Source organism: Dongia sp. (assembly GCF_041910485.1).
GTDB lineage: Bacteria > Pseudomonadota > Alphaproteobacteria > Dongiales > Dongiaceae > Dongia.
Genome location: NZ_JAYRQR010000044.1, coordinates 24223 through 48989, shown reverse-complemented (window position 1 = coordinate 48989; position 24767 = coordinate 24223). Strand labels below are relative to the sequence as shown.

Genomic DNA, 24767 nt, shown 5'->3' with positions numbered 1-24767 from the left:
GGTGGCGCAATCGCTCAACATACCGGCTCGCGGCAAGATACGGCGTGGTTGGCTAAGCCTCGCCCTGGTGGTGACGCTCAGCCTGGTCGTCGCCTGGCTGCATCTGGCCAACGATCGCCTGTTTGAATCGATCGACCAAGGCATGGCGCTCGATCTGCGCTTCCGGATGCGCGGATCCCTGCCGTCGCCCAACGATATCGCCATCATCGTCATCGACGACCGCTCGCTGGCCAAGCTTGGCCGCTGGCCCCTGCCACGGGCGACATTGGCGCAATTGGTGGATCAACTGCGTCTTGCGGGCGCCAAAACGATTGGCCTCGACATCCTGCTGTCGGAACGTGAGCCGGAGGCAACCGGTCAAGGTGACCAGCGCCTTGCCGATGCCTTGCGCCTGCATGGGCATGTAATTCTGGCTGGGGCGATGCTCTTCAACAATGGGCCTCTGTCCGGTGGGCCGGTATCGGATGGGCGCGCCATCTCTCTCAAAGCCGTGAAGAACGCCAACCGTGGTACCGATCGACTTGTCAAAGCGGACAGCCTGTTGCTCCCCCTGGCCGAGTTCGACCAGGGAACCGAGGTCGGACATGTCAATCAGCAATCCCTCGATGTCGGCCAGACACGGGCGCAATATCCAGTCCTGGGGTACGGCGACTGGGTAATACCCTCCTTTCCGCTGCTCTTGGCGGCGGCGCAGAAAGATCTTCCGGTGGGTGCGATCGGCTTCGACTATGCCGGCACGCTGATCATGGGAAAGGACCGCCTTCCACTGGATGACAGGTATGGGCTGGGTCTCAACTATCTGGGACCGGCGGGAACCATTCGAACCTATTCGGCTCTCGATCTGGTCGAAGGCCGCATTCCGCCGGCGCTGCTCGACAGGCGCATTGTTCTTGTCGGCGTTTCGGCGACATCCCTCGGAGATAATTTTGTCACGCCGTTTGCCTTAAGCCTGCCTGGTGTCGAAGTACTGGCGACCGCAACGGCCAATCTTCTGCATGGCGACAGTCTCATCCGTACGCCGGAGCAGCGCCTTATTGAGGCGGCAATGATCGTTCTGCTGGCACTGTCGGCCTGGCTCCTCGCCTTTCGTGCGGGCGGCCCGCGCTGGGGTTTGCTTATGAATCTGGCGTTGCTGATTGGCTGGCTCGCCCTGTGCCAGCTTGCCTTCACGATGAATGATCGTCTGATCGCCGTTGCCGGACCCGTTACAGCTATCGCTCTGGGCGGGGGCATCGGCCTCCTGTCGCGCACTTTGCAGGAACGACGCCTGCGCTGGGAGGCGGAAAGGCATCGGGGCAACCTTGCCCGCTATGTTCCGCCAAGCCTCGTTGAAACCTTGGCCGATCGCGCGACCCCCAGTTTCGATGAGCGGGAGCAGCAGGCGGCCGTGATGTTCATCGACCTGCAGGGCTTCACACATGCCAGTGAGGCTCGTTCTCCTGCGGACACGGCCCATTTTCTCAAGGCCTTTCACAGCCAGATAGAAGATGAGGTTGCAGCTCATGGCGGTATCGTCGCGCAATTCCTCGGCGATGGCGCCATGATCCTTTGGGGCTTGCCGCAACCCAATGACTCGGATCCGGCCGACGCATTGGCGTGTGCCCGCGCCATGCTGCTGAGGCTGCATCACTGGCGGCCGGAGAACCGGGCGCGGATTGGGCTACACTTCGGCCCGGTTGCGATGGCGCAGCTCGGCGGTCGGCATCAGGCACAGCTCGCCGCAGCCGGTGATACGGTCAATGTGGCGAGCCGCCTTGAAGCAGCCGCCAAATCGGTTGGCGCAGTACTGGTTGTGTCCGACGATCTCATTCAGGCTGTGAAACAACTGGGGCGCGAGGATCTTATCAATGGGCTGCAGCCGTCGCCCGATCAGCCGGTGCGCGGCCGTGACAAACCGATCTCCTTCTGGTCGACTGCTGATTATGCCGGATTGACGTGAGCGACCAATGGTTGGGAGAAAGTCGAGCAATATAACGTGGCGCCGCCTATGGCCGCTGTTGCCGCTGGGCATCGGATTCGCGCTGTTTTTCGCGCTCGGCGGAACGCAAATTCTCAATCTCGAAATTCTCAAGGCGCGCCAGGCAGATCTTCAAGCCGTGGCCGCAAACCACTATTTCTTAGCCGTGCTCGGCTTCATGCTGGCCTATACGGCTCTGGTTGCCTGTTCCATTCCCGGTAGCGTCGTGCTGACCTTGGCCGGAGGCTTCCTATTTGGCACCGTTCCCGCCACATGCTACATCGTGACGGCTGCCACGATGGGTGCGGTGCTGGTGTTCCTAGCGGCGCGGTCCGCCCTGGCCGACTTGCTCCGGGCACGCGCAGGGCCCTGGTTTTCGCGACTGGCCGACGGTTTTGAACGAGACGCCTGGAGTTATATGTTGATCCTTCGACTGGTGCCTGTCTTTCCCTTCTTTGTCGTCAATCTGGTGCCGGCGTTTCTAGGTGTTTCCCTGCGCTGCTTTGCCGTGACGACCTTTTTCGGCATCATTCCGGCGACCTTCATCTATGCCGCCATCGGCAGTGGCCTGGGGGAGACGTTGGCGGCGAGCGATGGCGTGAACCTTTCCGTTTCACCATCGGTATGGGTGGGGCTTGTCGGTCTTGGCGCACTTGCTGCAACTCCGATCGCATGGAAGCGCCTGCAGCGGCGCCTGAGCAACGGCCGACCCGATGACCGAACCTGAACTTCTGACGCCCGACATTTGCATCATCGGCGCCGGTTCCGGCGGTCTGACGGTCGCCGCTGGCGCGGCGCAGTTGGGCGCCAGTGTCGTTCTCATCGAAGCCGGTGAAATGGGTGGAGATTGTCTGAACCACGGTTGCGTGCCGTCGAAGGCGCTGTTGGCGGCTGCGCATGCGGCCGGGCAGGCGAAGCAGGCGCGTCGCCTCGGACTTCCTTTCAGAACACTGAAGATCAATCGCGCCTCCGTGGCACGCCATGTCGCCGGCGTGATCTCGGCAATCGCGCCGCACGATTCGGTCGAGCGTTTCGAGAGCATGGGTGTCACCGTGCTGCGTGCACGTGCGGTGTTCGATGGGCCTGACTGCGTTGTGGCCGGAGTACAGCGCATCCAAGCCAAGCGCTTCGTCATCGCGACCGGCTCGCGGCCCGCCGTGCCGCCGATCGTCGGCCTCGACAAGATACCTTATTTCACCAATGAGACGATTTTTGCAGCAACTGACCCGATCGAGCATCTGCTGGTGATCGGCGGCGGTCCGATCGGCGTTGAGCTGGCTCAGGCACAGGCTCGGTTGGGCGCCCGTGTCACTCTGGTCGAGATGGCCCGTTTGCTGCCGAAAGATGATGCCTATCTGGTCGAGCCGCTGCGCCAAGTCTTGCGCGAAGACGGGGTCGTTGTGCATGAGGGCAGCAGCATCGTCAGGTTGGAAAAGGTCGACGCCGGGATCGAAGCGCATTTGCTGCGCAATGATGGATCGCAGGAATCGGTTACGGTCAGCCATGTCTTGGTGGCAGCAGGGCGTGTTCCGAACAGCGATGGATTGGCGCTCGAAAAGGCCGGTGTCGCTGTCGATGGGGCGGCGATCAAGGTCGACCGTCGCATGCGGACCGGCAATCGCAAGATCTACGCTGTCGGCGATTGCACGGGTGGATATGCCTTTACCCATGTCGCCGGATATCAGGGTGGCATCGTGCTGCGCAACGTCCTTTTCCGCCTGCCGGCGAAGATCAATCCCGACATCATTCCCTGGGTGACCTTCACCGATCCGGAACTGGCGCAGGTGGGGCTCTCGGAAACGGTGGCGCGCACGCGCTTCAAGGATGTGCGCATCGAGCAGCTCGACTTTGGCGCCAATGACCGGGCCCAAGCCGAACGCCGCACCGAGGGTCGTATCAAGCTTGTTCTTCGCGCCAACGGTCAGATCCTGGGGGTCGGCATCGTCGGCCCGCAGGCCGGCGAATTGCTGGCGCCTTGGTGTCTGGCCATCGGGCGCGGGTTGAAGCTGTCGGCGATCGCGGGACTGCTGCTGCCCTATCCGACGCTCTCCGAGATTTCCAAGCGCGTTGCCGGGAATTATTACGCCCCCCGGCTGTTCAGCCCCGGTGTCCGCGCATTGGTGCGCGGGCTGCTGAAGCTGCCATGAGTGAGATCGACGTCAAACTTCCGAGCTTCGGCCGTGGCCTGTCGGCGCGGGTGCTGATCCTGACGATTCTCTTCGTGCTGGTCAGCGGCATTCTGATCTATGTGCCGAGCATTGCTCGTTTCCGTCTGGACTGGCTGGAGGAAAAACTCAACACCGCCCACCTTGCCATTCTGGCGCTGGAGGCGACGCCGGACTACATGATCGATCCCGAATTGGAGGTACGCCTCCTCAATCATGTTGGTGCCAGGGTGATCGGCCTGCGTTCGGGCGACGGCAAGAACCTGATTCTGCGTGGCTCCACGCCACCGCTTCTGGTCGACGTAACCGTCGATCTCAGCGATCGCGGTTTCGTGCGATTGTTTGAGGATGGGCTCGACACGCTGGTGCAGTCGCGTAACCGCGTCCTGCGCGTGAAAGGCTATTCGCCGCGTGCGGCCGATGTGGTGGTCGACGTGGTACTCGACGAATGGCCGCTGCGGCAGGCGCTTCTGGCCTATTCCTGGCGCATCCTCGGCTTTTCCATCGTGATCTCGCTGATCACCGCAGCCTTGCTCTTTGCCGCCCTGCAATGGCTCATCATCCGTCCGATGCGACGCCTGACGCGCGAGATGGTCAATTTCCGGCAGGCGCCGGAGGATCAAAGCGGCGATTTCGGCAGGACGAGCCGTGGCGACGAGATCGGCCTGGCCGAACGCGAATTTGCCGAAATGCAGGAGAAGGTGCGCCAAGCCTTGATGCAGCGCGCACGCCTCGCGGCGCTTGGGACTGCGGTGAGCAAGATCAACCACGATCTGCGCGGCATCCTGGCGACGGCACGCCTCATTACTGACCGCCTCGCCGAGAGCGACAATCCGGAGGTACGCAAGGCGGCACCCGCCTTGCTGCGCTCGCTCGACCGCGCCGTCGATCTTTGCTCCGACACACTGAACTTCACGCGCGAAGGACCGCCCAAACCGGAGTTCGAAACCTTTTTCCTGGCCGAATTGGTCGACGAGGTGGGCGAGGGACTTGCCAAGCTGCTCGGTACGGAGAAGAGCTGGGTCAGCGGCGTGGCGGCGGATCTGCGTATCCGCGCTGACCGGGGGCAGGTCTATCGCATCCTCCGCAATCTGGGGGAGAACGCGCTGCAGATGGGCGCGCAGCGGGTCGAGGTGCGGGCATTTGAGGCAGCGACCGGCATCGAAATCGAAGTCGCCGATGACGGGCCAGGTCTGCCTCCCAAAGCTCTGGAGAACCTGTTTGTCGCTTTCAAAGGGTCGGCGCGGAGCGGCGGCACGGGGCTGGGCCTTGCGATTGCGCGCGAGTTGATGCGCGGGCAGGGGGGCGATCTCAAGCTGGTGCGGAGTTCCGCCGACGGTGCCGTCTTCGCGCTCTCCCTGCCGCCGGTGGCAGCGCTGCCGCATTGAAAAGCGCCGCCGGGCGGGCGATACTGCCGCCAGATCATATTTATCGGGGGATGAAGATCATGAAGGCGGAAATCGAGCGCAGCGTGTTCATGGGCGTGCTGGCGCTCTTTGCCGTGGCCGGCCTCTTCGTGGCGTCGCGCGCGAGCGAGGGGACGCCCTATTGGGGTGGCCTCCTCTTCAGCGCCGTTTGCGTGGGTGGCCTCTTCTATTCGATCGCGAAGGTCAAGGCCTTCAGGTAAGCGCTCTCCGGCAGTCCCGGATGCACCGGGTGATCCGGTGCCGCGCCTGTGTGATAGAGCATGCGGGCGGTGCGGCCGGCTTCCTGGATGCCGCGCGCGGCCTGCTTGACCAGCTCGTCCGCCGGCATGTTGTGCGAGCAGGAGCACAGCATCAGGATGCCCTCTGAGGCAACGCAGGTGGCGGCGAGGCGCGCGAGCTTACGATAGGCGCGGGCGCCCTGATGGAAATCCTTGCGCGATTTGACGAAGGCCGGCGGGTCGGCAACGACGATGTCGAAGCGGCCGCCGCCTTGGGCGATTTCCGGCAGCACATCGAAGGCATCGCCGATGCGCGTTGTGAAGCGGTCGGCGACACCGTTGAGTTCGGCCGCCTGTTTGGCAAATTCAAGCGCCGGGGCGCTGCGGTCGAGTGCCGTTACCTGGGCGGCGCCTGCCATCAGCGCTTGATTGCCGAAACCGCTCATATAGCAATAGGCATCGAGCATCTTGGCGCCCTTGGCGAGGCGGGCGATGAGGGCGCGATTGTCGCGCTGGTCGAAGAACCAGCCGGTCTTCTGCCCGGCGCGCGGATCGCAGCGGAAGCGGGCGCCATTCTCCATGATCTCGATCGGCGCGTCGAGGTCGCCCTTCCACAGGCGGTTCACCGGTTCGAGCCCTTCGAGCTCCCGCGCCGGACCATCGCCGCGGATGAGGATGACGCGCGGCGCCAGCACCGCATCGATCGCCGTGCAGAGGTCGTCAATCGTCGCATCCATGCCGGCACTGGAGACGTCGACCACGACGACATCGCCATAGCGGTCGATGACGCAGCCCGGCAATCCGTCCGCCTCCGCATGGGCGAGGCGATAGAAGGGCACACCAATCAGCCGGTCGCGCAGGCGCTGCGCCCGCTCAAGCCGCCGCTGCCAGAAGCCGGCATCGATCGTGGTCTCCGGGTTGCGGGTTATGACACGGCCGCTGATGAGGGATTTGGGGTTGAAGAAAGCGATGCCGATCGGGCGTCCGTCCGCCTGCCGCAGGGTAACGATGCTGCCCGGCTTGATCGCTTTCAGCTCAGGGCTCGCCTGCAATTCGTTCGAATAGACCCAGGGGTGGCCGCCGAGGACACGGCGCTCTTCGCCCGATTTCAGGTGGATATTGGGCCGCTTCGACATGATCTGATTTCCATTGTTGGGCATTGGGTGCGGGGGGTGACCCGCGCTGTCGCCGTCAGTTGCCCAGCGCGATACCTTCGCGTCTCGGGTCGCTGGCGCCGATCAACTGGCCATCGCGTAGCACGATGACATTAGCACCGCTATTCAGTTCCTGCACCTTGACCTTGTGGCCACGGGCCAACAGAGCCTCGGGCAGGGTGCCGAAATCATGCCCTTCTTCCAGAATGGTGGGGCCGTTGCGGTTGAGGTAATGCGGTGCCGAAATGGCTGTGAGCGGATCCTGCTGCCAGTCGAGGAGGCCGATCAGGGCCTGCGTCACATAGCCGATGATGTTGGCCCCGCCCGGCGAACCAAGGGCCGCCGTGAGTTGGCCGCTCCGGCGGTCGAAGACGAGGACCGGGGCCATTGAGGAACGCGGCCGCTTGCTGGGCTCCACCCGGTTCACGGCGGCGCGCCCCTTGGCGGCGGGGGCAAAGGCGAAATCGGTGAGCTCGTTGTTGAGCAGGAAACCGTCCACCATGAGATGCGAGCCGAACGCGCCTTCGATCGTGGTCGTAAAGCTGACCGCGTTCCCATCGCGATCGACCACGGCCATGTGGCTGGTCGACGGCGGCTCGGCCGGCATTGGTGCTGGTAGGGCGCCGATCAGGGCGGCATCGGTGGGCCGACCGGGCTTGGCTTCGCCCATCGACCGCGTGGGGTCGATTTCCGCCGAGCGGCTGGCGAGATATTCCGGTGCCAGCAGCCGGTCGACCGGGATGGGGGCAAAGTCCGGATCGCCCAGATAGCGTTCGCGATCGGCAAAGGCGAGGCGGCTTGCCTCGGCGATGAGGTGCACCGCCTCGATACCGTCGGGCGACAGCCGCCCGAGATCGAAACGTTCCAGCATGCCGAGGGTCTGCAGGACGGCGACGCCGCCCGACGATGGCGGCCCCATGCTGCAGATCCGGCTGCTGCGGTAGTCGAGGCACGGCACAGGCCGCTTCTCAGGCGCATAGCCGGCAATGTCGGCCAGGGTCATCTGGCCGCGCCGCGGCTTGGCTGTGTTGACGGTCAGGGCGATATCGGCGGCAACTTTGCCTTCGTAAAAGGCGGCGGTGCCATGATCGGCAATGGCGCGGAGCGTGCGGGCGAGCGCCGGGTTGCGCAGCCGCGTGCCCGCCACAAGCGGCGCGCCGTCGGCATCGAAGAAATAGGCGCGCGCACTTGGCTGTGTTTTCAGCGCCGCATCCTCGGCGATCTCCTGGGCGAGGCGCGGTGAGACAATGAAGCCTTCTTCGGCAAGGCGAATAGCCGGTGCAAAGAGGTCGCGCCAGGGCAGCTTGCCGTGTTCCTGGTGCGCCAATTCCAGCATGCGCAAGATGCCGGGGACGCCGACGGAGAGGCCGCCGGGGACCACATCCGAGAACGGCAGCGGCTGGCCGTCCGCCCCCAGAAACATGTCGCTCGTCGCCGAGGCCGGTGCCTTCTCGCGCCCGTCGTAACTCTCGATCGATTTCTTGCCGGCATCGTAGTGCAGCAGGAAGCCGCCGCCACCGATGCCCGAGGATTGCGGCTCGACCAGGGTGAGGACCATCTGCATGGCGATGGCGGCATCGGTCGCCGTACCGCCGCGCGCCAGAATGTCGAGCCCGGCCCGGGCGGCATCGGGGTGCCCAACCGCCACCATCTCATGCTGTGCGATGGCCTGTTGGCGGCTGATTGCATCGGTTGCTGATTGCGCTGGTGCGAGGCCAGGGGATGTGCAACCACCCAGAATGAAAGCGCAAAGCGCGAGGGTGATATGCCCCCGCGCTTGCTTGGTTGCCTCGATGGCCGGCCGCAGCGGCCGGATCATTATGAGCTGACGCCGCGCAGCCGTTCGGAGCGGCGGCGCAGCAATTCGACCGTCACCAGCATCGCGCCGGCGGCGATGACCAGCATGGTCGCGGCAGCGGTGATGGTGGGGCTGATTTGCTCGCGGATGCCGCTGAACATCTGCTTGGGCAGCGTGCGCTGGTCGGGGCTGGCGATGAACAACACGACGACCACTTCGTCGAACGAAGTGACGAAGGCAAAGAGGGCACCAGAGATCATGCCGGGCAGGATGAGCGGGAACGTCACCTTGCGGAACACCGTCATCGGCGAGGCGCCGAGGCTGGCGCCGGCGCGGATCAGCGACTGGTCGAAGCCGGTCAAGGTTGCCGTCACGGTGATGACAACGAACGGTGTGGCGAGCGCTGTGTGCGCCAGGATAATACCGAAATAGGTGTTGTTAAGGCCGAGATTGGCAAAGAAGAAGTACATGCCGACGGCCGTGATGACGACCGGCACGATCATCGGCGAAATGAGGAAGGCCATCACCGCCGCGCGGTAGGGGAAGTTCGAGCGGCTGAGGCCGAGTGCCGCCAGCGTGCCGAGGGTCATCGACAATGTCGTCGAGGCAAGCCCGACGATGGTGCTGACCTTCAAGGCATTGAGCCAGCGCGGATCCTGGAAGAAATCCGCGTACCATTTCATCGAAAGGCCCGGCATCGGATAGGTGAAGTAGGGCTCCGAATTGAACGACAGCGGCATGATCACGATGATCGGTGCAATCAGGAACAAAAGAACCAGCGCACAGATGACGACCAGGGCCACGCGCCAAACGCGCTCGATCGGTGATGCATAGGGAGGGAGGCTGAACATGGGCGTTATCCGAGCTTCATCTTGTCGATGCCGACCAGCTTGTTGTAGACGGCGTAAAGAACCAACGTGGCGGCGAGGAGGATGGCACCCAGTGCCGAGGCCTGTCCCCAATTCAGTTCGCGGTTGGTGTAGAGCGCCACGAAATAGCTGATCATCTGGTCCGTGGGGCCACCGACCAGCGCCGGCGTGATGTAATAGCCAAGGCACAGGATGAAGGTCAGCAGGCACCCGGCGGCGATCCCCGGCATGGTCTGCGGGAAATAGATCGACCAGAAGGCGCTGAACGGACCGGCACCCAGCGAGCGCGCGGCACGCACATAGTTGGGCGAGATCGTCTTCATGACGCTGTAGATCGGCAGCAGGGTGAAGGGCAGCTGGATGTGCGTCATGGCGACAATGGTGCCGAAACGGCTGAAGATCAGCTGCAGCGGTTCGTTGGTGACGCCCAGCCACAGCAGCAGGTCATTGACCGGTCCTTCGGTCTGCAGCACGACGACCCAGGCTGTGGTGCGGACCAGCAGCGACGTCCAGAAGGGCAGCAGAACCAGGATCATCAGCAGATTGCTGTGGCGCGGCGGCAGGGTCGCCAGGATATAGGCCAGCGGAAAACCGAGGATGAGGGTGGCGAGCGTCACGCCGACACTGATGCCCAGCGTGCGCACGAACACGTCGACGAACAGGCGCTGATCGGGGGAAACCTGCTCGATCGAGCCCGTCGGGCTCCATTGCCGATCGAGCGCTTTCAGCAGATAGAAACTGGTGGTGCGATGGCTGGCGCGTTCGATGACGTTCCAGGTCTCGGTCTTGCCCCACAGCGGGTCAAGCTTCAGGAACGCGTCCTTGAACGGCCCTTCCGTCATCCTTTCGGCGGCGCGGCCGGCTTGCAGCATCTTGCTGCGCGTGCCCGGCAGTTCGTAATTGAGGCGCTTGCCCAGAAGGCCGGTCGCCTTCGATTTCTGCGCAGCCTTCAAATCTTCGGCAAAGGCCGCAAACACGGCTTCATCGGGAACGTCCGTCCCGTTCCAATCTTTGAGGGCCGTCGTGGTCAGCGGCAGATTGTCGGCGATTTCCGGATTGTCGACAGCGCGCGTCAGCAGGATGGCGATCGGCGTGACGAAGACGACGAGGATGAAAAGGAACAGCGGCAGGACCAGGCCCAGGGCGCGCAGGCGCTGCATACGCTCGGCGCGGCGCAACCGCGATTTCAGTGTGGCTCGGTCTTCGGAAACGGTGGTGACGCTCATCTCGCCTGTGGTCGCTTTTCTTATTGGTTAATGATCGGGAGCCCCCGGAAACGATACTGGCGGGAAGCACGCTTCCCGCCAGTTCGTTCAGTCGAGGCTGTTACTGCGCCAGCCAGGTGTTGAAGCGGGCGCGCAGTTCTTCACCATTGTCACCCCAGAATTGCGGGTTGAGCGGAATGGCGGCCTTCAGGTTGTCCGGATGGGTCGGCAGGCTCTTGGCGAGCTCCGGATCCACCAGGGCGACCGCGTCGAGGTTGGTCGGGCCATAGGGGATGTGCGGCGCCAACGCCGACTGGACTTCGGCCGAGCTGGCGAAAGCCAGGAACTCGTACGACTTGTCGAGGTTCGGCGTGCCTTTCGGAATCGCCCACATGTCGAGGTCGGGCGCTTCGCCGTCCCAGACGATCTTGAAGGTCTTGCCTTCCTTGATCGCGTTGGCGATACGGCCGTTCCAGGCCGAGGTCATGACGACTTCGCCATCGGCGAGCAGCTGCGGCGGCTGGGCGCCAGCTTCCCACCAAACCACGTCCTTCTTAATGGTGTCGAGCTTCTTGAAGGCGCGGTCAACGCCTTCCGGGGTGCCCAGAACGTTGTAGACTTCGTTCGGATCAACGCCGTCGGCGATGAGAGCCCATTCCAGGTTCACGAACGGGTTCTTCTGCAGGGCGCGCTTGCCAGGGAACTTCGCGAGATCGAAGAGGTCCTTAATGCTGGTCGGACCGTCCTTCAGCTTCGACGTGTCATAGGCGAAGACCGTCGCATAGACGTCCGAACCGATGGCGCAATCGAGCGCCGCACCCGGCAGGACCTTCGCCTTGTCGATGACCTTCGAATAATCGAGGGTCTCGAGCACGCCTTCGTCGCAGCCCTGCAGCGCCGTCTGCGTGTCGACGCTGATCACGTCCCAGCTCACCGTGCCGCTTTCCACCATGGCGCGGATCTTGGCGACTTCGCCGTTATACTCTTCTTCCTTTACAGCCGTGCCGGACTTGGCCGTGTACGGCTCGAAAATGGTGTCGTGCTGCGCCTTCTGATAGGCACCGCCCCACGAGACGACGGTGATGCCGTCGGCGGCGTAAGCGACCGAGGCCAGCACGCCGGCGGTCGCAACCGCGGCGATGAAGCCCGTTGTAAGAAGCTTCTTATTCATGATCGTTGAACCCCTTCCCTGTTATCACGGTCCGCGCAGGGCGGCCCGGAACTGCTTGAGCCTGCTGCTCCCTTTTACCGGATCCCGGCCGGAGCAGCGGAGAGCTCGGGCCCGGTAGCCAAAAGAATGACGGCCGCACGCGGCGGCCGTCCAAACACATTCACGTTAATAGGCGTCGAGCGCGCGGCAATCTTCCGGTTTCCATCCGACCCGGACCTTCTGGCCCGGCGTCAGGCTTGGAACACCTTCGGCGTTGGCGACCTTGATGATGAAGTTGGGGTTGCCGAGGACCGAGACGCGGCAGCGCGTATGGTCGCCCAGATAAATCAACTCCTGCACTTCGGCATCAAACGTGTTGGCATAGGTGCCGGCGGCCGGATTGATCCGGATCCGCTCGGGGCGCAGCGACAGGGTCGTCGGAGATCCCGCGCTCTTGACGCTGATGGGCACGGCGCTGACCGTGCCGAAATTGGCAATTTCAACGGCACAGGAACCGCCGTTGACCGAGGCGACCTTGCCGGAAAGCCGGTTGTTCTCGCCGATGAATTGGGCAACGAACGAATTCTCCGGCTGCTCGTAGAGGGCGCTCGGGACCGCAAGCTGCTGGATGATGCCGTCATTGAAGACCGCGACGCGGTCCGACATCGTCAGGGCTTCCGATTGATCGTGCGTCACATAGACGACGGTGACGCCAAGGCGTTCGTGGATGTGCTTGATCTCGATCTGCATGTGCTCGCGCAGCTGCTTGTCGAGCGCGCCCAGCGGTTCGTCCATCAGCACAAGCTTGGGATCGAACACCAGCGCGCGCGCCAAGGCGACGCGCTGCTGCTGGCCGCCGGACAATTGGCCGGGGCGGCGCTTCGCCATCTGCGGCAGCTGCACCATCTCAAGGGCGCGCGCCACTTTCTTGGCGATTTCATCCTTGGCCACTTTCCGCACTTGCAGCGGGAAGGCCAGATTCTCCTCCACCGTCATATGCGGGAACAGGGCATAGTTCTGGAACACCATGCCGATGTTCCGCTTATGCGGGGCCATGTTGTTGATTTCGACGCCGCCCATCTTGATGCTGCCATGCGTCGGAACTTCGAAGCCGGCCAGCATCATCAGTGTGGTGGTTTTGCCGGACCCTGAGGGCCCCAGCAGCGTCAGAAATTCGCCCTGCTCAATTGTCAGGTTCAGGTTTTTGACGACGAGCGTTTCGCCGTCATAGGTCTTTTGAACATCCGTGAATGTAACGAACGGATCGTTGGTTTTGCCCATCGTTCTTAAGCCTAGCCCCTCGTGTGTAACCCTGACAGGTCACAACATCCCACTTTTTTCGACGCCCGGCGTTTCGAAAGAGAAGCCCGGCGTAGCGGCTTGTTTTTCCGCCATTCGCGTTTAAAGCAACCGAGCTTAACGAGTCAAATGCAAAACACTGATGCACACATAGACGGCACCAAGCGCGGGTGGGAATGGCGTCTGCCAGTTCAGGCGGCGAGGGGCAGGAAAAGCTCGCGCCACGTAGTTGAAAGCGCTGAAACAAGCGTTTGCATCAGGCTTTCGTCGTGGAACGGGGTCGGCGTGAAGCGCAGTCGCTCGGTTCCGCGTGGTACGGTCGGAAAGTTGATCGGTTGGACATAAATTCTGTGCCGCTCCATCAGGCGCCGCGCAGCTTCCCGGCAGCTGTCGGCGTTGCCGACCATCAACGGGACGATGTGGCTTTCACTGGGCATCACGGGCAATCCAGCCTCGGCCATCAATTCCTTCAGCCGGGCCGCATTGGCTTGATGTCGGGCGCGGAGTGCGCCTGCGCCGATCAGAACTTGAAGACTCGCCCGCGCGCCGGCGGCAATTACTGGTGGCAGTGCCGTCGTGAAGATAAATCCAGGCGCGAAACTGCGCACGAAATCGACCAGCAATGCCGATCCGGCGATATACCCGCCCATCAGGCCGAACGCCTTGCCGAGCGTGCCCTGGATGATGTCGATCCGGTGCGAAAGGCTTTCGCGTGAGGCAACACCGGCGCCCTTGGGGCCGTAGAGGCCAACCGCATGGACTTCGTCCAGATAGGTAAGGGCGCCGAACTCCGCCGCCACATCGCAAATGGCGGCAATCGGAGCGATGTCGCCATCCATCGAATAGACGCTTTCGAAGGCAACGAGCTTGGGTCGGTCGGCAGGTGCCGCCGCCAGCAGCTCGCGCAGATGCGCCACGTCATTGTGGCGGAAGATCTGATATTCCGCCCGGCTGTTGCGGATACCTGCGATCATCGAGGCGTGATTGTCTGCATCGGAAAAAACGATGCAGCCCGGCAGCTGACGGGCCAGGACGCTGAGGGCGGCTTCGTTGGCGACGAAGCCAGAGGTGAAGGTGAGGGCCGCTTCCTTTTCGTGCCAGGCCGCCAGATCGCGTTCCAGTTCGACAAGTTCGTGGCTGTTGCCGGAAATGTTGCGCGTGCCGCCGGCACCGGCGCCGGTCTTGCCGATGACTTCCTGCATGGCGGCCACGACCGCCGGGTGTTGGCCCTGACCCAGATAGTCGTTGCTGCACCACACGGTGACTTCGATCGGCGCCGCATCCGGTGCCGACCGGTAAAGAGCCTGCGGGAAACGGCCGGCAATGCGCTCGATATCCGCAAATACCCGATAACGGCCCTCGGATTTGAGGGCCTCTAGGCGCGCCGCGAAGATGGCGGCGTAATCGATCGCTTGCTTAGGCATGTCCTTCACGTTTCAGCCAATCGTGCGTGTCCTTGAGAGCGCGGGCGAACCGGCCGAACATGTCGGTGAGCTGCGCTTCGGTCGAAATCAGCGGTGGGCAAAAGCACAGCGAATCTATCACCGGGCGGATGATCAGGCCGTGTTCATGAGCGAACTTCACAAGCGTTGGACCGACGGCCAGCTTCGGGTCGAAGCTTTCGTGGGTCGCTTTGTTCTTCACCAGCTCGATGGCACCAACCAGGCCGACCTGGCGCACTTCACCCACGAGCGGATGATCGGAAAATCCGATCATTTGACGCTGGAAATGCGGCGCAATCGATTGAACATGGTCGATGATGCGTTGCTCTTCGTAGATCTTCAGCGTCTCAAGCGCCACGGCCGATGAAACCGGGTGGCCGGAATAGGTGAGGCCGTGGGCAAACCCGCCAAGCTTGTTGGAATTGTCGCGCAGGCCCTCATAGACGCGCTGGTTGATGAGGATGGCGGCAATCGGCAACTGGCCGGCGGAAAGCTGCTTCGCGGCCGTGATGATGTCGGGCTTCAGCCCAAACGTCTGGGTGCCCCACCAATTGCCGGTCCGGCCGAAGCCGCAGATCACCTCGTCGGCGACCAGGAGGACGTCGTACTTCTTGAGGACGGCGTTGATCTTTTCCCAATAGGTCTTTGCCGGGATGATGACGCCGCCCGCACCCTGTACCGGCTCGGCGAAGAGGGCCGCCACCGTTTCAGGACCTTCGGCGAGGATCAGGCGTTCCAGATTGTCGGCGCAGCGCGTGGCAAATGCCTCTTCGCTCTCACCCGTCTCGCCAAAGCGATAGTAATGCGGGCAATCGGTCCTGAGGATGCCGGCGATCGGCAGATCGAACTCGTTGTGCAGCGCGGGCAAACCCGTCAGCGACGCCGCAGCCACGGTGACGCCGTGATAGGCTTTGACGCGCGCGATGATCTTCTTCTTCTGCGGCCGGCCCAGCGCGTTGTTGAAGTACCAGATCATCTTGACCGCAGTGTCGTTGGCCTCGGACCCGGAATTGCAGAAATAGGCCTTCGACATCGGCACGGGAGCGAGCTTCACCAGCTTCTCGGCCAGCTCGACCACGGGCGAGGCCACCTTCTGCGTGAAGGTGTGATAGAAGGGCAGCGTTTCCATCTGCTTCTTCGCCGCCTCGACCAGGCGGGGCTGCGGGCCGAAGCCCAGCGACGCGCACCACAGGCCGGAGAGACCGTCGAAATACTCTTTGCCTTCCTCGGTATAGATGAAGGGGCCGTCACCGCGCATGACGACGAAACCACCCTCCTGCTCGTTCTTCAGGGCATTGGTGTAGCCGTGGAAGTGATAGGCGCCGTCACGAGCTGCGAGCGAGTTGGGTCTGGCGGTCATGATGTTCCTGATTCAAAACATAAAAAGACCGCCGCACGGGCTGCGACGGCTGGTTAAATTGAACCGCCCGCAATATCCTCCGTTGCCTGTGCCAAGTCAAAGGGCTGGCCCTGCGTCCGGCGTAGGGCAGCCATTCGCTGCTGGCAAAATTCGTATGATTTAAAAGGGGTTGGAAATGTCGCTGCGGATTTGTGTGGGGGGTGCGACAGGTTGGACAGGCAAGGCGCTCGTCGCTGGCATCGCCGAAGCCAAGGACCTTTCGCTCTCCGGCGCCGTGGCGCGCAAAGCGGCGGGCGAAGATGCGGGAACGGTCGCCGGCATTGGTCATATCGGCGTGCCGGTGAGCGGCAGCGTCGCCGAAGCTCTTAAGGCCGAGCCGACCGACGTCTATATCGATTACACTCATCCGGGCGCGGTGAAGGCCAACGTGCTCACAGCATTGGAACTCGGCGTGCCGGTCGTCGTCGGGACCTCGGGCCTTGGTGCCGATGACTATGCCGAGATTGCGAAAATGGCCGAACGACAAGGGCTCGGCGTGGTGGCCAGTGGTAATTTCTCGATCACAGCCAGCCTCATGACCCGTTTCTCGCTGCTCGCGGCGAAGCATGTGCCGGATTACGAGATCATCGACTATGCCAAATCGACCAAGCCCGATGTCCCCTCCGGTACGGCGCGGGAGCTTGCCGAACGCATGGGCGCAGTGCAGCCCAGCGTTCCCGGCTATCCGATTGACCAGGTGATCGGACCCAGGGAATCGCGCGGCGCCGATGTCGGCGGCGGCCGCGTCCATGCGGTGCGGTTGCCGAGCTATGTGCTGGCGGTCGAAACGATCTTCGGCAAGGAGGGCGAGCGCCTCACCATCCGGCATGATGCGGGGAGCTCGGCCGGACCCTATGTCGCCGGGACCCTGCTCGCGGCACGGCGGGTGGTCGCCCTGAAAGGGTTGATTCGGGGGCTCGATAACCTGCTTTTCGGGGCGATTCCGGACTAGCCAGTTGCGAGCGGTTCGTAATAATCGGCGGCAAATCCGGCGGCATCGCGCGCGACGCGGTTGAAGGGCGGTTTCAACCGCCCGCGGAAGTGCCGCCGCACCAGATCCTGCCAGGTCGCTGCCGGATCGAGCCCGCGCATGCCGGCCACATGGTCGAACCACCGCTTTCCGGTGGCGACATGGCCGATCTCGTCGCGATAGATCACTTCGAGCGCCGCGGCCGAGGCGGTATCGCCGGCACGGTTGAAATCAGCGATGGTGGCCGGTGTCACATCGAGCCCGCGCGCTTCCAGCACCAAGGGTACGATGGCGAGGCGCGCCAGCAAGTCATGCGCCGTCTCCTCGGCGGCGAGCCATAGACCGTCATGGGCGGGGAGATCGCCATAAGCCGCGCCGAATTCAGCAAGGCGCTCGCAGAGCATGGTGAAATGCAACGCCTCCTCATCGCCGACACGCACCCAATCGTCCAGGAAGGCGCGCGGCAGGTCGGCGGTGCTGAAACGTGCGATCATGTCCCAGGCGAGATCGATGGCGTTGAGTTCGATATGGGCGAGCGCGTGGAGGAGGGCGATGCGTTTCTCGGCATTGCCCCCAGCCTTGCGCCGGGGCATGTCGCCAGGGCGGCGCAGTTCCGGCCGCGCTGGCCGTGCCGGGCGTTCCGGTGGCATCTTGATACCATTGGCGGCAAGTGTTCCAGAACGCCACGCAACAGCGGCGTCGCGCGCGGCCTTGGCCTTGGCCGCCGCATCGGCCGTGGTCAGAACGCCGATGGCCGCTGTCGCGAGATCCTGCATCAATCGAGCTGCTTGATCGCCTTGGCGACTTCCTCGACATGGCCCGGCACCTTCACCTTGCGCCAAACCTGGCGGATGATGCCCTTGCCGTCGATGAGGTAGGTGGCGCGCTCAATGCCCATGTATTTCTTGCCGTACATGTTCTTCTCTACCCAGACGCCATAGGCCTCGGTCACCTTGCCGGTGTCGTCGGAGCCCAGGGTAAAGTTGATGTCATACTTCTTCTTGAACTTGTCATGGCTTTCAACGGAATCGCGGCTGACGCCGATGACGACCGCATCCAGTTTCTTGAAGGCCGGCAACTTGTCGCGGAAGCCGCAGGCCTCGGCGGTGCAGCCGCTGGTATCGTCTTTGGGATAAAAATAAAGCACGACGTTCTTGCCCTTGAGTTCGCTCAAGGACACCTTGCCGCCGCCATCGGTCTTCATGGAAAAGGCAGGGGCTTTGCTGCCGCTTTCGAGTGCCATGTCAGCTCTCCTCTTCATTTCGGTCGATTTCAAAAATGGTCTGGAAGATATCAAAGACAAGTGCCTGCTGCTGCGTGATCAAAGCCTTGAGGGCGCTGAAATCAGGCTCGCTCACGATCTGCGCCAGATGTTTCCTGGCCGGTTCCCCTAGCTTTGCCTCCTGCAGCTTCTCGCCGACGATGAGGCGGACGACCTGCTGCAGCCTGTGCCACAGCCGCGCCGCCTCGATCAGCCGATCGCCGATGACAGGCTCGATGAGGCCCAAAAGGTGCGCCTCACCCAGGGCGATGACCGGATCGCCGGCAACGAGGTCGGGAAAATCGACGGCATGCTTCAGGATCAGATATTGCGAGATGAAATCGATATCGACCTGGCCGCCACGGGCATGCTTCAGGTCCCACATGTCGTCGGTGCGATATTGGGTACCCATACGCCGGCGCATGTCGAGAATATCGGTGCGGAGTTTTTCGTTGTCGCGTTTCTGGCAAATGACGCGCCCCAACATGGCCATTGTATCCGCAGCAAGGCCATCGTTACCGGCGATGACGCGCGCTCTGGTCAGCGCCATATGCTCCCAGGTCCAAGCTTCGGTCAGCTGATACTTCTCGAATGGCCCCAGGCCACTGGCGATCGGTCCGGAATTGCCGCTGGGGCGCAGGCGCATGTCGACCTCGAACAGGCGGCCTTCCTCGGTCTGCGCGGTGATGGCGCTGATGAGCCGCTGCGCGAGGCGCGCATAATACTGGATGGGCGCCAGCGGTTTCGGTCCGTTGGAAAGGGTCGTGTCCCAATTTTCGATATCGGGCGGGATGTCATAAACGAAGACCAGGTCGAGATCGGAGGTCATCGTCATTTCCCGGCTGCCGAGCTTGCCCAACGCCAGGAACACCATGCCGCGGCCCGGCAGTTTGCCGTGCTGCACTTCGAATTCCGCCGTGACGCGCGGGAAGAGAGCCGCCAGCGCGCAATCGGCGACATCGGCAAGAAGCGGCCCGGCCGCATCGCCGTCCAGCGTGCCGCGCAGAATACGAACGCCGATCTGGAATTGCTGATCCTTGGTCCAGCGCCGCAGGACATCGAGCGCGTCCTGAAAGTCGCCGGCAAGATCCAGCTGCCGCTCCAGATCCGCCGACAGCATGTCGCGGTCGGCATTGGCATCATAGAGGCCGGCGGCGAGCACCCCGTCGAGGAGCGCCGGTCGTCGCGCCAATTGTTCCGCGAGCAGGGGTGCCGTTCCCATCACCTCGGCGATGAGGTCGAGGAGGGTCGGGTTCGAATAGAGCAAGGCGAAAACCTGAACGCCAGCCGGCAGTGCCCTCAGAAAATCATCGAAGCGGCGGAAAGCGGTATCGGGATCGGACGTGCGGCCAAGCGCGCCAAGCAGGCGCGGCATCAATTCGGTCAGCAATTCGCGCGCCCGGGCGCTGCGTGTGGCCCGGTAGCGGCCGTGATGCCAGGCGCGAATCTGGGTCGCCACGGCGCTGCCATTGGGAAAGCCCATCTGTTCGAGCGTGTAGACGGTCTCGGGATCGTCATCGGTGCCAGTGAAGACCAGACTGCCGGCAACGCCGGCATCGGCGGCGCCCAGCGTCGGGGCTTCTTCGAACAGTTCGGCGTAATGATCTTCGACACGGCCGAGGTGATATCGCAGCGCCGCCTCGAACTCGGTCGTATCGGCATGCCCGCAGAACATGGCCACCCGGTCGAGTGCCGGGCCATAGTCGGGCAGGGTTTGTGTCTGCTGGTCCTCGATCATCTGCAGCCTGTGTTCGACCTGCCGCAGGTAACGATAGGCGGCAATCAACTCGTCGGCGACGAGGCGGCTGCATTTCCCGACCGCGACCAGACCTTCGATGGCCGCGCAGGTTGCGCGTTTGCGCAGCTCCTTGGCGCGGCGTCCCCAGATCAGCTGCTGGGTCTGGGCGAAGAATTCCACCTCGCGGATGCCGCCGCGACCGAGCTTGATGTTGTGACCAGCGACGGCCACGTGCCGGTGGCCCTTCACCGCGTAAATTTGGCGCTTGATCGAATGGATGTCCTGGATGGCGGCGAAGTCGAGATGTTTGCGCCAGATGAACGGACGCAGGCGATAGAGGTAGAGATCGCCGGCAACGATGTCGCCCGCGACCACGCGCGCCTTGATCATGGCCGCGCGTTCCCAGTTCTGGCCCATGCCTTCGTAATAGGTCTCGGCGGCGAGCGTTGAAATGACCAGCGGCGTGGAAGCCGGATCCGGTCGCAGCCGCAAGTCGATCCGGAAGACATAGCCGTCAGCCGTCGCATCCTGCAGGATCATCACCAGATTGCGCGCCAGGCGGACAAAGGCCTCCTGCGCTGTCTTGCGGCCGGTATAGCGGACCTTTTCACGCTCGAAGAGCAGGATCAGGTCGATGTCGCTGGAATAGTTGAGCTCGCGGGCCCCATGTTTGCCAAGCCCCAGGACGATCAGGCCGCTATCGCGCTCCGGCTCGTCGGGATAGGGCAGGGCAATCTCGCCCGTCTCCGCCAGCTTTCTCAAGAGGAACGAGATGCTGGATTGCAGGCAAATGTCAGCAAACTGACTGAGGGCAGCTGTCACCTGCTCCAGCGACCAAAGCCCGCTGATATCGGCTGTGGCGACAATCAACGCCACCTGTCGCCGAGCCCGCCTCAGGGCCGCCATCAGGCCCGCTTCGTCCAGTTTTTCCAATGCCTTGGGTGTGATGCCGGTCACGACATTGTTAAAGACAGAATCGACATCCTGCGTTAAAAGTTCGAGAAAAGTGCCGGTCTCCGCCAGGAGGCATCGGCTCAGGAAGGGAGAGTTGCCGAACAAGGCAGCAAGAAGCGCCTGGGCATGTGGCGAGCTGACAAGAGCTTGCGCATCTGCCTGAAGGGTTTGCGTCAGCTGTTCGAGGTGAAGATCAACCTGTCGCGGATCGCTCGGGCGCGGCAGTGAGGCGATGTCGATGGTGGCGATGTTCGAATTGGGCATGGTCTGCTGGTCGGCGGCGGGGAAACCGAGAGACTGCTGAAGCAGCCCGTTCCGGTCAAGTCAATGCACGGCCGGGATGGGATTGGAGAACCGGCGTGAAGATGGCGGCGGCATTTGGCTCTGCTCGGGAATGGAAACCATTGATATCCCTGGGTGTTGTTCCTACGGATTGTCATTTCCGGCGCTATAGCCGGCGGTTCGGAGCGCAACCCGCGTGATACGTCGTACCACGATCATCACCTTGGAATTGCTGGGGGCCGCCCTTGCCGGGGCGGCAATCATCTTGGCGTTCCTGACTTGGCGCCTGACGCAGGAAGGGCCGATCCATCTGCGCTTTCTGTCCACCTATGTCGAACAGGCCCTGATCCGGTCCGACCAGCCCTACCGCATCGCCATTGACGATACGGTCCTGACTTGGGCCGGATGGGACCGCGCCCTGGATGTTCGGGCAATGAATTTGCGCGTGCGCGACCTTGATGGACGCGAACTGGCAAATCTGCCGGAGGTCTCCATCACCTTCAGCGCCAGGGCCATGTTCAAAGGACTGGTGGCGCCCAGCAAGATCGAAATCATCGGCCCGAAGCTGACCCTGATCCGCAACAAGGATGGCTCGCTCGCCTTTGGGCCGGGTGGTGTCACCAGCGAGCCGACGACCAAGGATGCGAACGGCAGCTTCGAAGCCTTGATGCTGCTGGCCAGCGACATGCTGGAACCCCCGGACCGCACCAAGCCCACCGGCTATCTCACCTCGGCCGCCGTCCTCAACGGCAGTCTCCAGGTTATCGACAATGTGACCGGGCTAACTTGGCAAGCGAACAATTTCGGCGCCGAAGCGCGTCGCGAGGTGGGGGGGCTTTCCGGCGATCTCTTTGCTGCCCTGCCACAGCTCGGCGATCCGGCCATCATCAGCGCCAAGATCGACTACCGGCGCGACACGCGCCAGCTCGGTATCGACGCCTCGGTGGCGGCGTTGCAGCTTTCGTCGCTGGGGCTCATCGAACCGGCACTGGCTGACCTCTCGACGACCGATCTTGCGGTCACGGCCAAAGTGCAGACATCGATCGAAATCGCCAACGCGCAGCTGGGCGATATCGGCGTCGTTGACTTCAGCCTCAGCAGCGGGGCCGGTGCGCTCGACCTGCCGGATTTCACCAAGGTGCCGGTTCCCGTCACCAGCCTCAATGTGGTGGGGCGTCTCGACCGCGACAATGACCTCATGTCGATCAGCAGCCTCGATATCGATATCGGCGGGCCACGCATCACGGCGAAAGCGGATTGGCAGGGGGCTTTCAGTGGCCATGACAAGGATGGTGCCGTTCCGCTGGTCACCGCGAGCCTGAAGGTCACCGGATTGGCCGCCGAACTTCTTGATTCCTATTGGCCGGAAGACGTTGCCGCCGATACGCGCAATTGGGTGGTTCCGAATATTCCCCACGGCATGGTCGACGAGGCCAGCGCCGATCTTTCGCTGCGTCTGCCTTTGAGCGGCGAGGGGGCCAAGGTGGAAGCGGTCAAGGGATTGCTGAAGACCAGTGACCTCACTGTGCACTATCTGCGACCGATGCCGCCCATCACCAAGGGGGTGGCGACGGCCGAGTTCGATGCCAAGACCTTTACCGCCAAGATCACGGGTGGCGAGGTCGGCAATATCAAGATCACCCAGGGCGATTTGCTGATCACCGGTCTTGATGTTGAGGACCAATTCATCAAGGTGGGCGGCGATGTGGCAGCGCCGATGAAGGATGCGCTGGAGCTCCTTGATCATCCGCGCCTCGGCTATGCCAAGAAGCTCGGCATCGACCCGGAAACTGCTGGCGGTACGGCGACCGCGAATATCTTTTTCGACTTTCCGGCAGCCAAGAAACTCACCTTCGACGAGGTCAAGGTGAAGGTGAAGGCGGAGATGAACGACGTGAAGGTCGCCAAGATCCGCTTCGGCAAAGACGTGACCCAGGGCGTGCTGAAGCTTAATCTCGATGAAAAAGGCATGAACATCACCGGGCCGGTGGTCTTTGCCGACATGCCGCTGATTCTGGATTGGAGTCAGACCTTCGCCGACAACGCGACTTTTGACGAAAAGCTCCATGTGAACGGCAGCGCCACGGCGGCGCAGCTGGCGGGTCTTGGCTTCGAATATCGGCCGTGGGTGGATGGGGCGTGCCAGTGCGATGTCACCTATACCAAGCTGCCCGGTGGCCGCGCGACCTTGGAGGGGAATTTCGATCTCTCCAATGCGGTCCTCGACGTGCCGGCAGCCAAGTGGCGCAAGGATGCGGGCGTGCCGGGGCGGGCTTCTTTGACGCTGGAAATGCTGAACGACAAGCCGTTGGCCATTCCGTCCTTCTCGGTGACGGCCGGTGATCTGGTGACGGCCGGCGCCTTGCAGTTTGCGGCCGACGGAAGCATTGCCCGCGTGACGCTGCCGGACGTCAAACTGGGCAAATCGCACCTCACCGGCCTCGACGCCGAACTCAAGGAAGGCTGGACGCTGGTCACCGTGTCGGGTGGGTCACTGGACGCCGAGGCCTGGCTCGACAGTGACGATACACCGCCGACACCTGAGGAATTGGCCCAGACCGGGCCGGAACGGCAGAGGCCCTTCACGCTCAAAGGCAGGCTTGAATATCTGCGCCTGGGTGAGGGGCGCGAATTGACCAATGCCGCGATCGAAGCCATTCACGATCCCTATTGGTGGGATGTCGTCGCCTTCCAGGCAACATTGCCGAGCGGTCAGCCGATCAATTTCGACTATCGCCCCAGCAAGCCGGGGCAGCACGCGCTCAACATCAATACGAAGGATGGTGGCGGCGCGTTGCGCATCCTCGATCTCTATAATTCGATCAAGGGCGGCACCCTGTCGATCACCGGCACGGTCAAGGACGACCAGCCCTGGCGGCCCTTGCGCGGCAAGATTTCCATGTCGTCATTCCGTGTCATCAACACGCCCTTCGTCGCACGCTTCCTGACGGTCGCGACCATCACCGGGGTGGTCGATGCGGTGACGGGCGAAGGCTTCCTGTTCGGTGGCGCGGAAGGGCGTTTCACCAAGACGCGAGGTCTCATCGAGGTGAAGAGGTTCCGCAGCGCCGGCCCGTCCTTCGGCATGACGGCGCAAGGGCAGATCGATCTCGACCGCAACATGGTCAATGTGAAGGGGACCCTGGTTCCGGCCTATGCCATCAACAGCGTGCTGGGGAACATTCCCTTGATCGGCGCCATCATCCAGGGCGGTGAGGGCGAGGGGCTGTTTGCCGCGACCTATGCGATCAGCGGCAACCTTGACGATCCGAAGATCAACGTCAACGAATGGTCGGCGCTGGCCCCGGGTTTCATCCGCGATCTCTTCACCGATGACGGGACCGAGTTGCCCGATGACGGTGACGGAGAGACACAACCGCAGCCGCAGCCGCAACAGAAGCCGAAATCCCCGGCCGAGCAGCACACGAAGTAATCGATCCGCGTTGTCCGCGCTTGGGCCGAAGGGGTTCCGAGCCCCA

18 protein-coding genes are annotated in these 24767 nt (G+C 62.7%); 7 read left to right on the top strand and 11 right to left on the bottom strand.

The window, feature by feature from the left end:
• Nucleotide 1: 1 nt before the first annotated feature.
• From ACE3PP_RS13935 to ACE3PP_RS13915, 5 genes are read left to right on the top strand one after another with little or no spacing between them, the layout of a single operon-like run.
• Entirely contained in the window at nt 2-1939 is a 1938-nt protein-coding gene (locus ACE3PP_RS13935) for a CHASE2 domain-containing protein (RefSeq protein WP_374383292.1), read from the top strand.
• Nucleotides 1940-1946: 7 nt separating this feature from the next.
• Nucleotides 1947-2684, top strand: coding sequence for a TVP38/TMEM64 family protein (locus tag ACE3PP_RS13930; RefSeq protein ID WP_374383290.1), 738 nt, complete (start codon nt 1947-1949; stop codon nt 2682-2684).
• A complete protein-coding gene (locus ACE3PP_RS13925) occupies nt 2671-4104 on the top strand; it encodes an NAD(P)/FAD-dependent oxidoreductase (RefSeq protein ID WP_374383289.1) in 1434 nt (477 codons plus the stop codon). The genes ACE3PP_RS13930 and ACE3PP_RS13925 overlap by 14 nt, the downstream gene beginning before the upstream one ends.
• Nucleotides 4101-5510, top strand: a complete 1410-nt coding sequence (locus ACE3PP_RS13920) for a sensor histidine kinase (RefSeq protein ID WP_374383287.1) — start codon at nt 4101-4103, stop codon at nt 5508-5510. The genes ACE3PP_RS13925 and ACE3PP_RS13920 overlap by 4 nt, the downstream gene beginning before the upstream one ends.
• A gap of 59 nt (nt 5511-5569) precedes the next feature.
• Nucleotides 5570-5749 (top strand): hypothetical protein, encoded by a 180-nt coding sequence (locus ACE3PP_RS13915; RefSeq protein ID WP_374383285.1) that lies wholly within the window; start codon nt 5570-5572, stop codon nt 5747-5749.
• Here ACE3PP_RS13915 and ACE3PP_RS13910 read toward each other — a convergent pair.
• The 8 genes from ACE3PP_RS13910 to ACE3PP_RS13875 form a co-directional block, all read right to left on the bottom strand.
• The gene (locus ACE3PP_RS13910) at nt 5716-6903 is read right to left on the bottom strand and encodes a class I SAM-dependent rRNA methyltransferase (protein WP_374383283.1); all 1188 of its coding nucleotides are present in this window, start codon (nt 6901-6903) and stop codon (nt 5716-5718) included. The two genes, ACE3PP_RS13915 and ACE3PP_RS13910, sit on opposite strands and share 34 nt — an antisense overlap.
• A gap of 55 nt (nt 6904-6958) precedes the next feature.
• On the bottom strand, nt 6959-8740 hold the full coding sequence (gene ggt / locus ACE3PP_RS13905) for a gamma-glutamyltransferase (protein WP_374383281.1): 1782 nt from the start codon (nt 8738-8740) through the stop codon (nt 6959-6961).
• The gene (locus ACE3PP_RS13900) at nt 8740-9570 is read right to left on the bottom strand and encodes an ABC transporter permease (RefSeq protein ID WP_374383279.1); all 831 of its coding nucleotides are present in this window, start codon (nt 9568-9570) and stop codon (nt 8740-8742) included. Before ACE3PP_RS13900 ends, ggt begins: the two co-directional genes overlap by 1 nt.
• 5 nt (nt 9571-9575) lie before the next feature.
• On the bottom strand, nt 9576-10814 hold the full coding sequence (locus ACE3PP_RS13895) for an ABC transporter permease (protein ID WP_374383278.1): 1239 nt from the start codon (nt 10812-10814) through the stop codon (nt 9576-9578).
• 100 nt (nt 10815-10914) lie between these two features.
• Nucleotides 10915-11964 (bottom strand): ABC transporter substrate-binding protein, encoded by a 1050-nt coding sequence (locus ACE3PP_RS13890; RefSeq protein WP_374383276.1) that lies wholly within the window; start codon nt 11962-11964, stop codon nt 10915-10917.
• 165 nt (nt 11965-12129) lie between these two features.
• The gene (locus ACE3PP_RS13885) at nt 12130-13224 is read right to left on the bottom strand and encodes an ABC transporter ATP-binding protein (RefSeq protein WP_374383274.1); all 1095 of its coding nucleotides are present in this window, start codon (nt 13222-13224) and stop codon (nt 12130-12132) included.
• Nucleotides 13225-13433: 209 nt separating this feature from the next.
• Nucleotides 13434-14651 (bottom strand): 5-aminolevulinate synthase, encoded by a 1218-nt coding sequence (gene hemA, locus ACE3PP_RS13880; RefSeq protein WP_374383385.1) that lies wholly within the window; start codon nt 14649-14651, stop codon nt 13434-13436.
• Nucleotides 14652-14658: 7 nt separating this feature from the next.
• Nucleotides 14659-16044, bottom strand: coding sequence for an aspartate aminotransferase family protein (locus tag ACE3PP_RS13875; RefSeq protein ID WP_374383272.1), 1386 nt, complete (start codon nt 16042-16044; stop codon nt 14659-14661).
• 175 nt (nt 16045-16219) lie between these two features.
• Between ACE3PP_RS13875 and dapB the strand changes: the two genes are divergently transcribed.
• Nucleotides 16220-17035: a 4-hydroxy-tetrahydrodipicolinate reductase gene (dapB, locus tag ACE3PP_RS13870; protein WP_374383270.1), complete on the top strand. Its 816-nt coding sequence runs from the start codon at nt 16220-16222 to the stop codon at nt 17033-17035.
• Here the strand turns inward: dapB and ACE3PP_RS13865 are convergent.
• From ACE3PP_RS13865 to ACE3PP_RS13855, 3 genes are read right to left on the bottom strand one after another with little or no spacing between them, the layout of a single operon-like run.
• On the bottom strand, nt 17032-17829 hold the full coding sequence (locus tag ACE3PP_RS13865; protein ID WP_374383268.1) for a ferritin-like domain-containing protein: 798 nt from the start codon (nt 17827-17829) through the stop codon (nt 17032-17034). The genes dapB and ACE3PP_RS13865 overlap by 4 nt on opposite strands.
• Entirely contained in the window at nt 17829-18296 is a 468-nt protein-coding gene (gene bcp, locus ACE3PP_RS13860) for a thioredoxin-dependent thiol peroxidase (RefSeq protein WP_374383266.1), read from the bottom strand. The genes ACE3PP_RS13865 and bcp overlap by 1 nt, the downstream gene beginning before the upstream one ends.
• A 1-nt stretch (nt 18297) precedes the next feature.
• Nucleotides 18298-21270, bottom strand: coding sequence for a bifunctional [glutamine synthetase] adenylyltransferase/[glutamine synthetase]-adenylyl-L-tyrosine phosphorylase (locus ACE3PP_RS13855; protein WP_374383264.1), 2973 nt, complete (start codon nt 21268-21270; stop codon nt 18298-18300).
• A 214-nt stretch (nt 21271-21484) separates the two neighbouring features.
• Here ACE3PP_RS13855 and ACE3PP_RS13850 point away from each other — a divergent pair, with 214 nt between their 5' ends.
• A complete protein-coding gene (locus tag ACE3PP_RS13850; RefSeq protein WP_374383262.1) occupies nt 21485-24721 on the top strand; it encodes an AsmA-like C-terminal domain-containing protein in 3237 nt (1078 codons plus the stop codon).
• The last annotated feature ends 46 nt before the right edge of the window (nt 24722-24767 follow it).

Bases quoted from the DNA above. Each gene is read 5' to 3' on its own strand.
- bcp (WP_374383266.1), bottom strand. From the start codon at position 18,296: ATGGCACTCGAAAGCGGCAGCAAAGCCCCTGCCTTTTCCATGAAGACC.
- ACE3PP_RS13890 (WP_374383276.1), bottom strand. From the start codon at position 11,964: ATGAATAAGAAGCTTCTTACAACGGGCTTCATCGCCGCGGTTGCGACC.
- ggt (WP_374383281.1), bottom strand. From the start codon at position 8,740: ATGATCCGGCCGCTGCGGCCGGCCATCGAGGCAACCAAGCAAGCGCGG.
- ACE3PP_RS13895 (WP_374383278.1), bottom strand. From the start codon at position 10,814: ATGAGCGTCACCACCGTTTCCGAAGACCGAGCCACACTGAAATCGCGG.
- ACE3PP_RS13900 (WP_374383279.1), bottom strand. From the start codon at position 9,570: ATGTTCAGCCTCCCTCCCTATGCATCACCGATCGAGCGCGTTTGGCGC.
- ACE3PP_RS13930 (WP_374383290.1), top strand. From the start codon at position 1,947: ATGGTTGGGAGAAAGTCGAGCAATATAACGTGGCGCCGCCTATGGCCG.
- ACE3PP_RS13855 (WP_374383264.1), bottom strand. From the start codon at position 21,270: ATGCCCAATTCGAACATCGCCACCATCGACATCGCCTCACTGCCGCGC.
- ACE3PP_RS13910 (WP_374383283.1), bottom strand. From the start codon at position 6,903: ATGTCGAAGCGGCCCAATATCCACCTGAAATCGGGCGAAGAGCGCCGT.
- dapB (WP_374383270.1), top strand. From the start codon at position 16,220: ATGTCGCTGCGGATTTGTGTGGGGGGTGCGACAGGTTGGACAGGCAAG.
- ACE3PP_RS13925 (WP_374383289.1), top strand. From the start codon at position 2,671: ATGACCGAACCTGAACTTCTGACGCCCGACATTTGCATCATCGGCGCC.
- ACE3PP_RS13885 (WP_374383274.1), bottom strand. From the start codon at position 13,224: ATGGGCAAAACCAACGATCCGTTCGTTACATTCACGGATGTTCAAAAG.
- ACE3PP_RS13920 (WP_374383287.1), top strand. From the start codon at position 4,101: ATGAGTGAGATCGACGTCAAACTTCCGAGCTTCGGCCGTGGCCTGTCG.
- ACE3PP_RS13865 (WP_374383268.1), bottom strand. From the start codon at position 17,829: ATGCAGGATCTCGCGACAGCGGCCATCGGCGTTCTGACCACGGCCGAT.
- ACE3PP_RS13915 (WP_374383285.1), top strand. From the start codon at position 5,570: ATGAAGGCGGAAATCGAGCGCAGCGTGTTCATGGGCGTGCTGGCGCTC.
- ACE3PP_RS13875 (WP_374383272.1), bottom strand. From the start codon at position 16,044: ATGACCGCCAGACCCAACTCGCTCGCAGCTCGTGACGGCGCCTATCAC.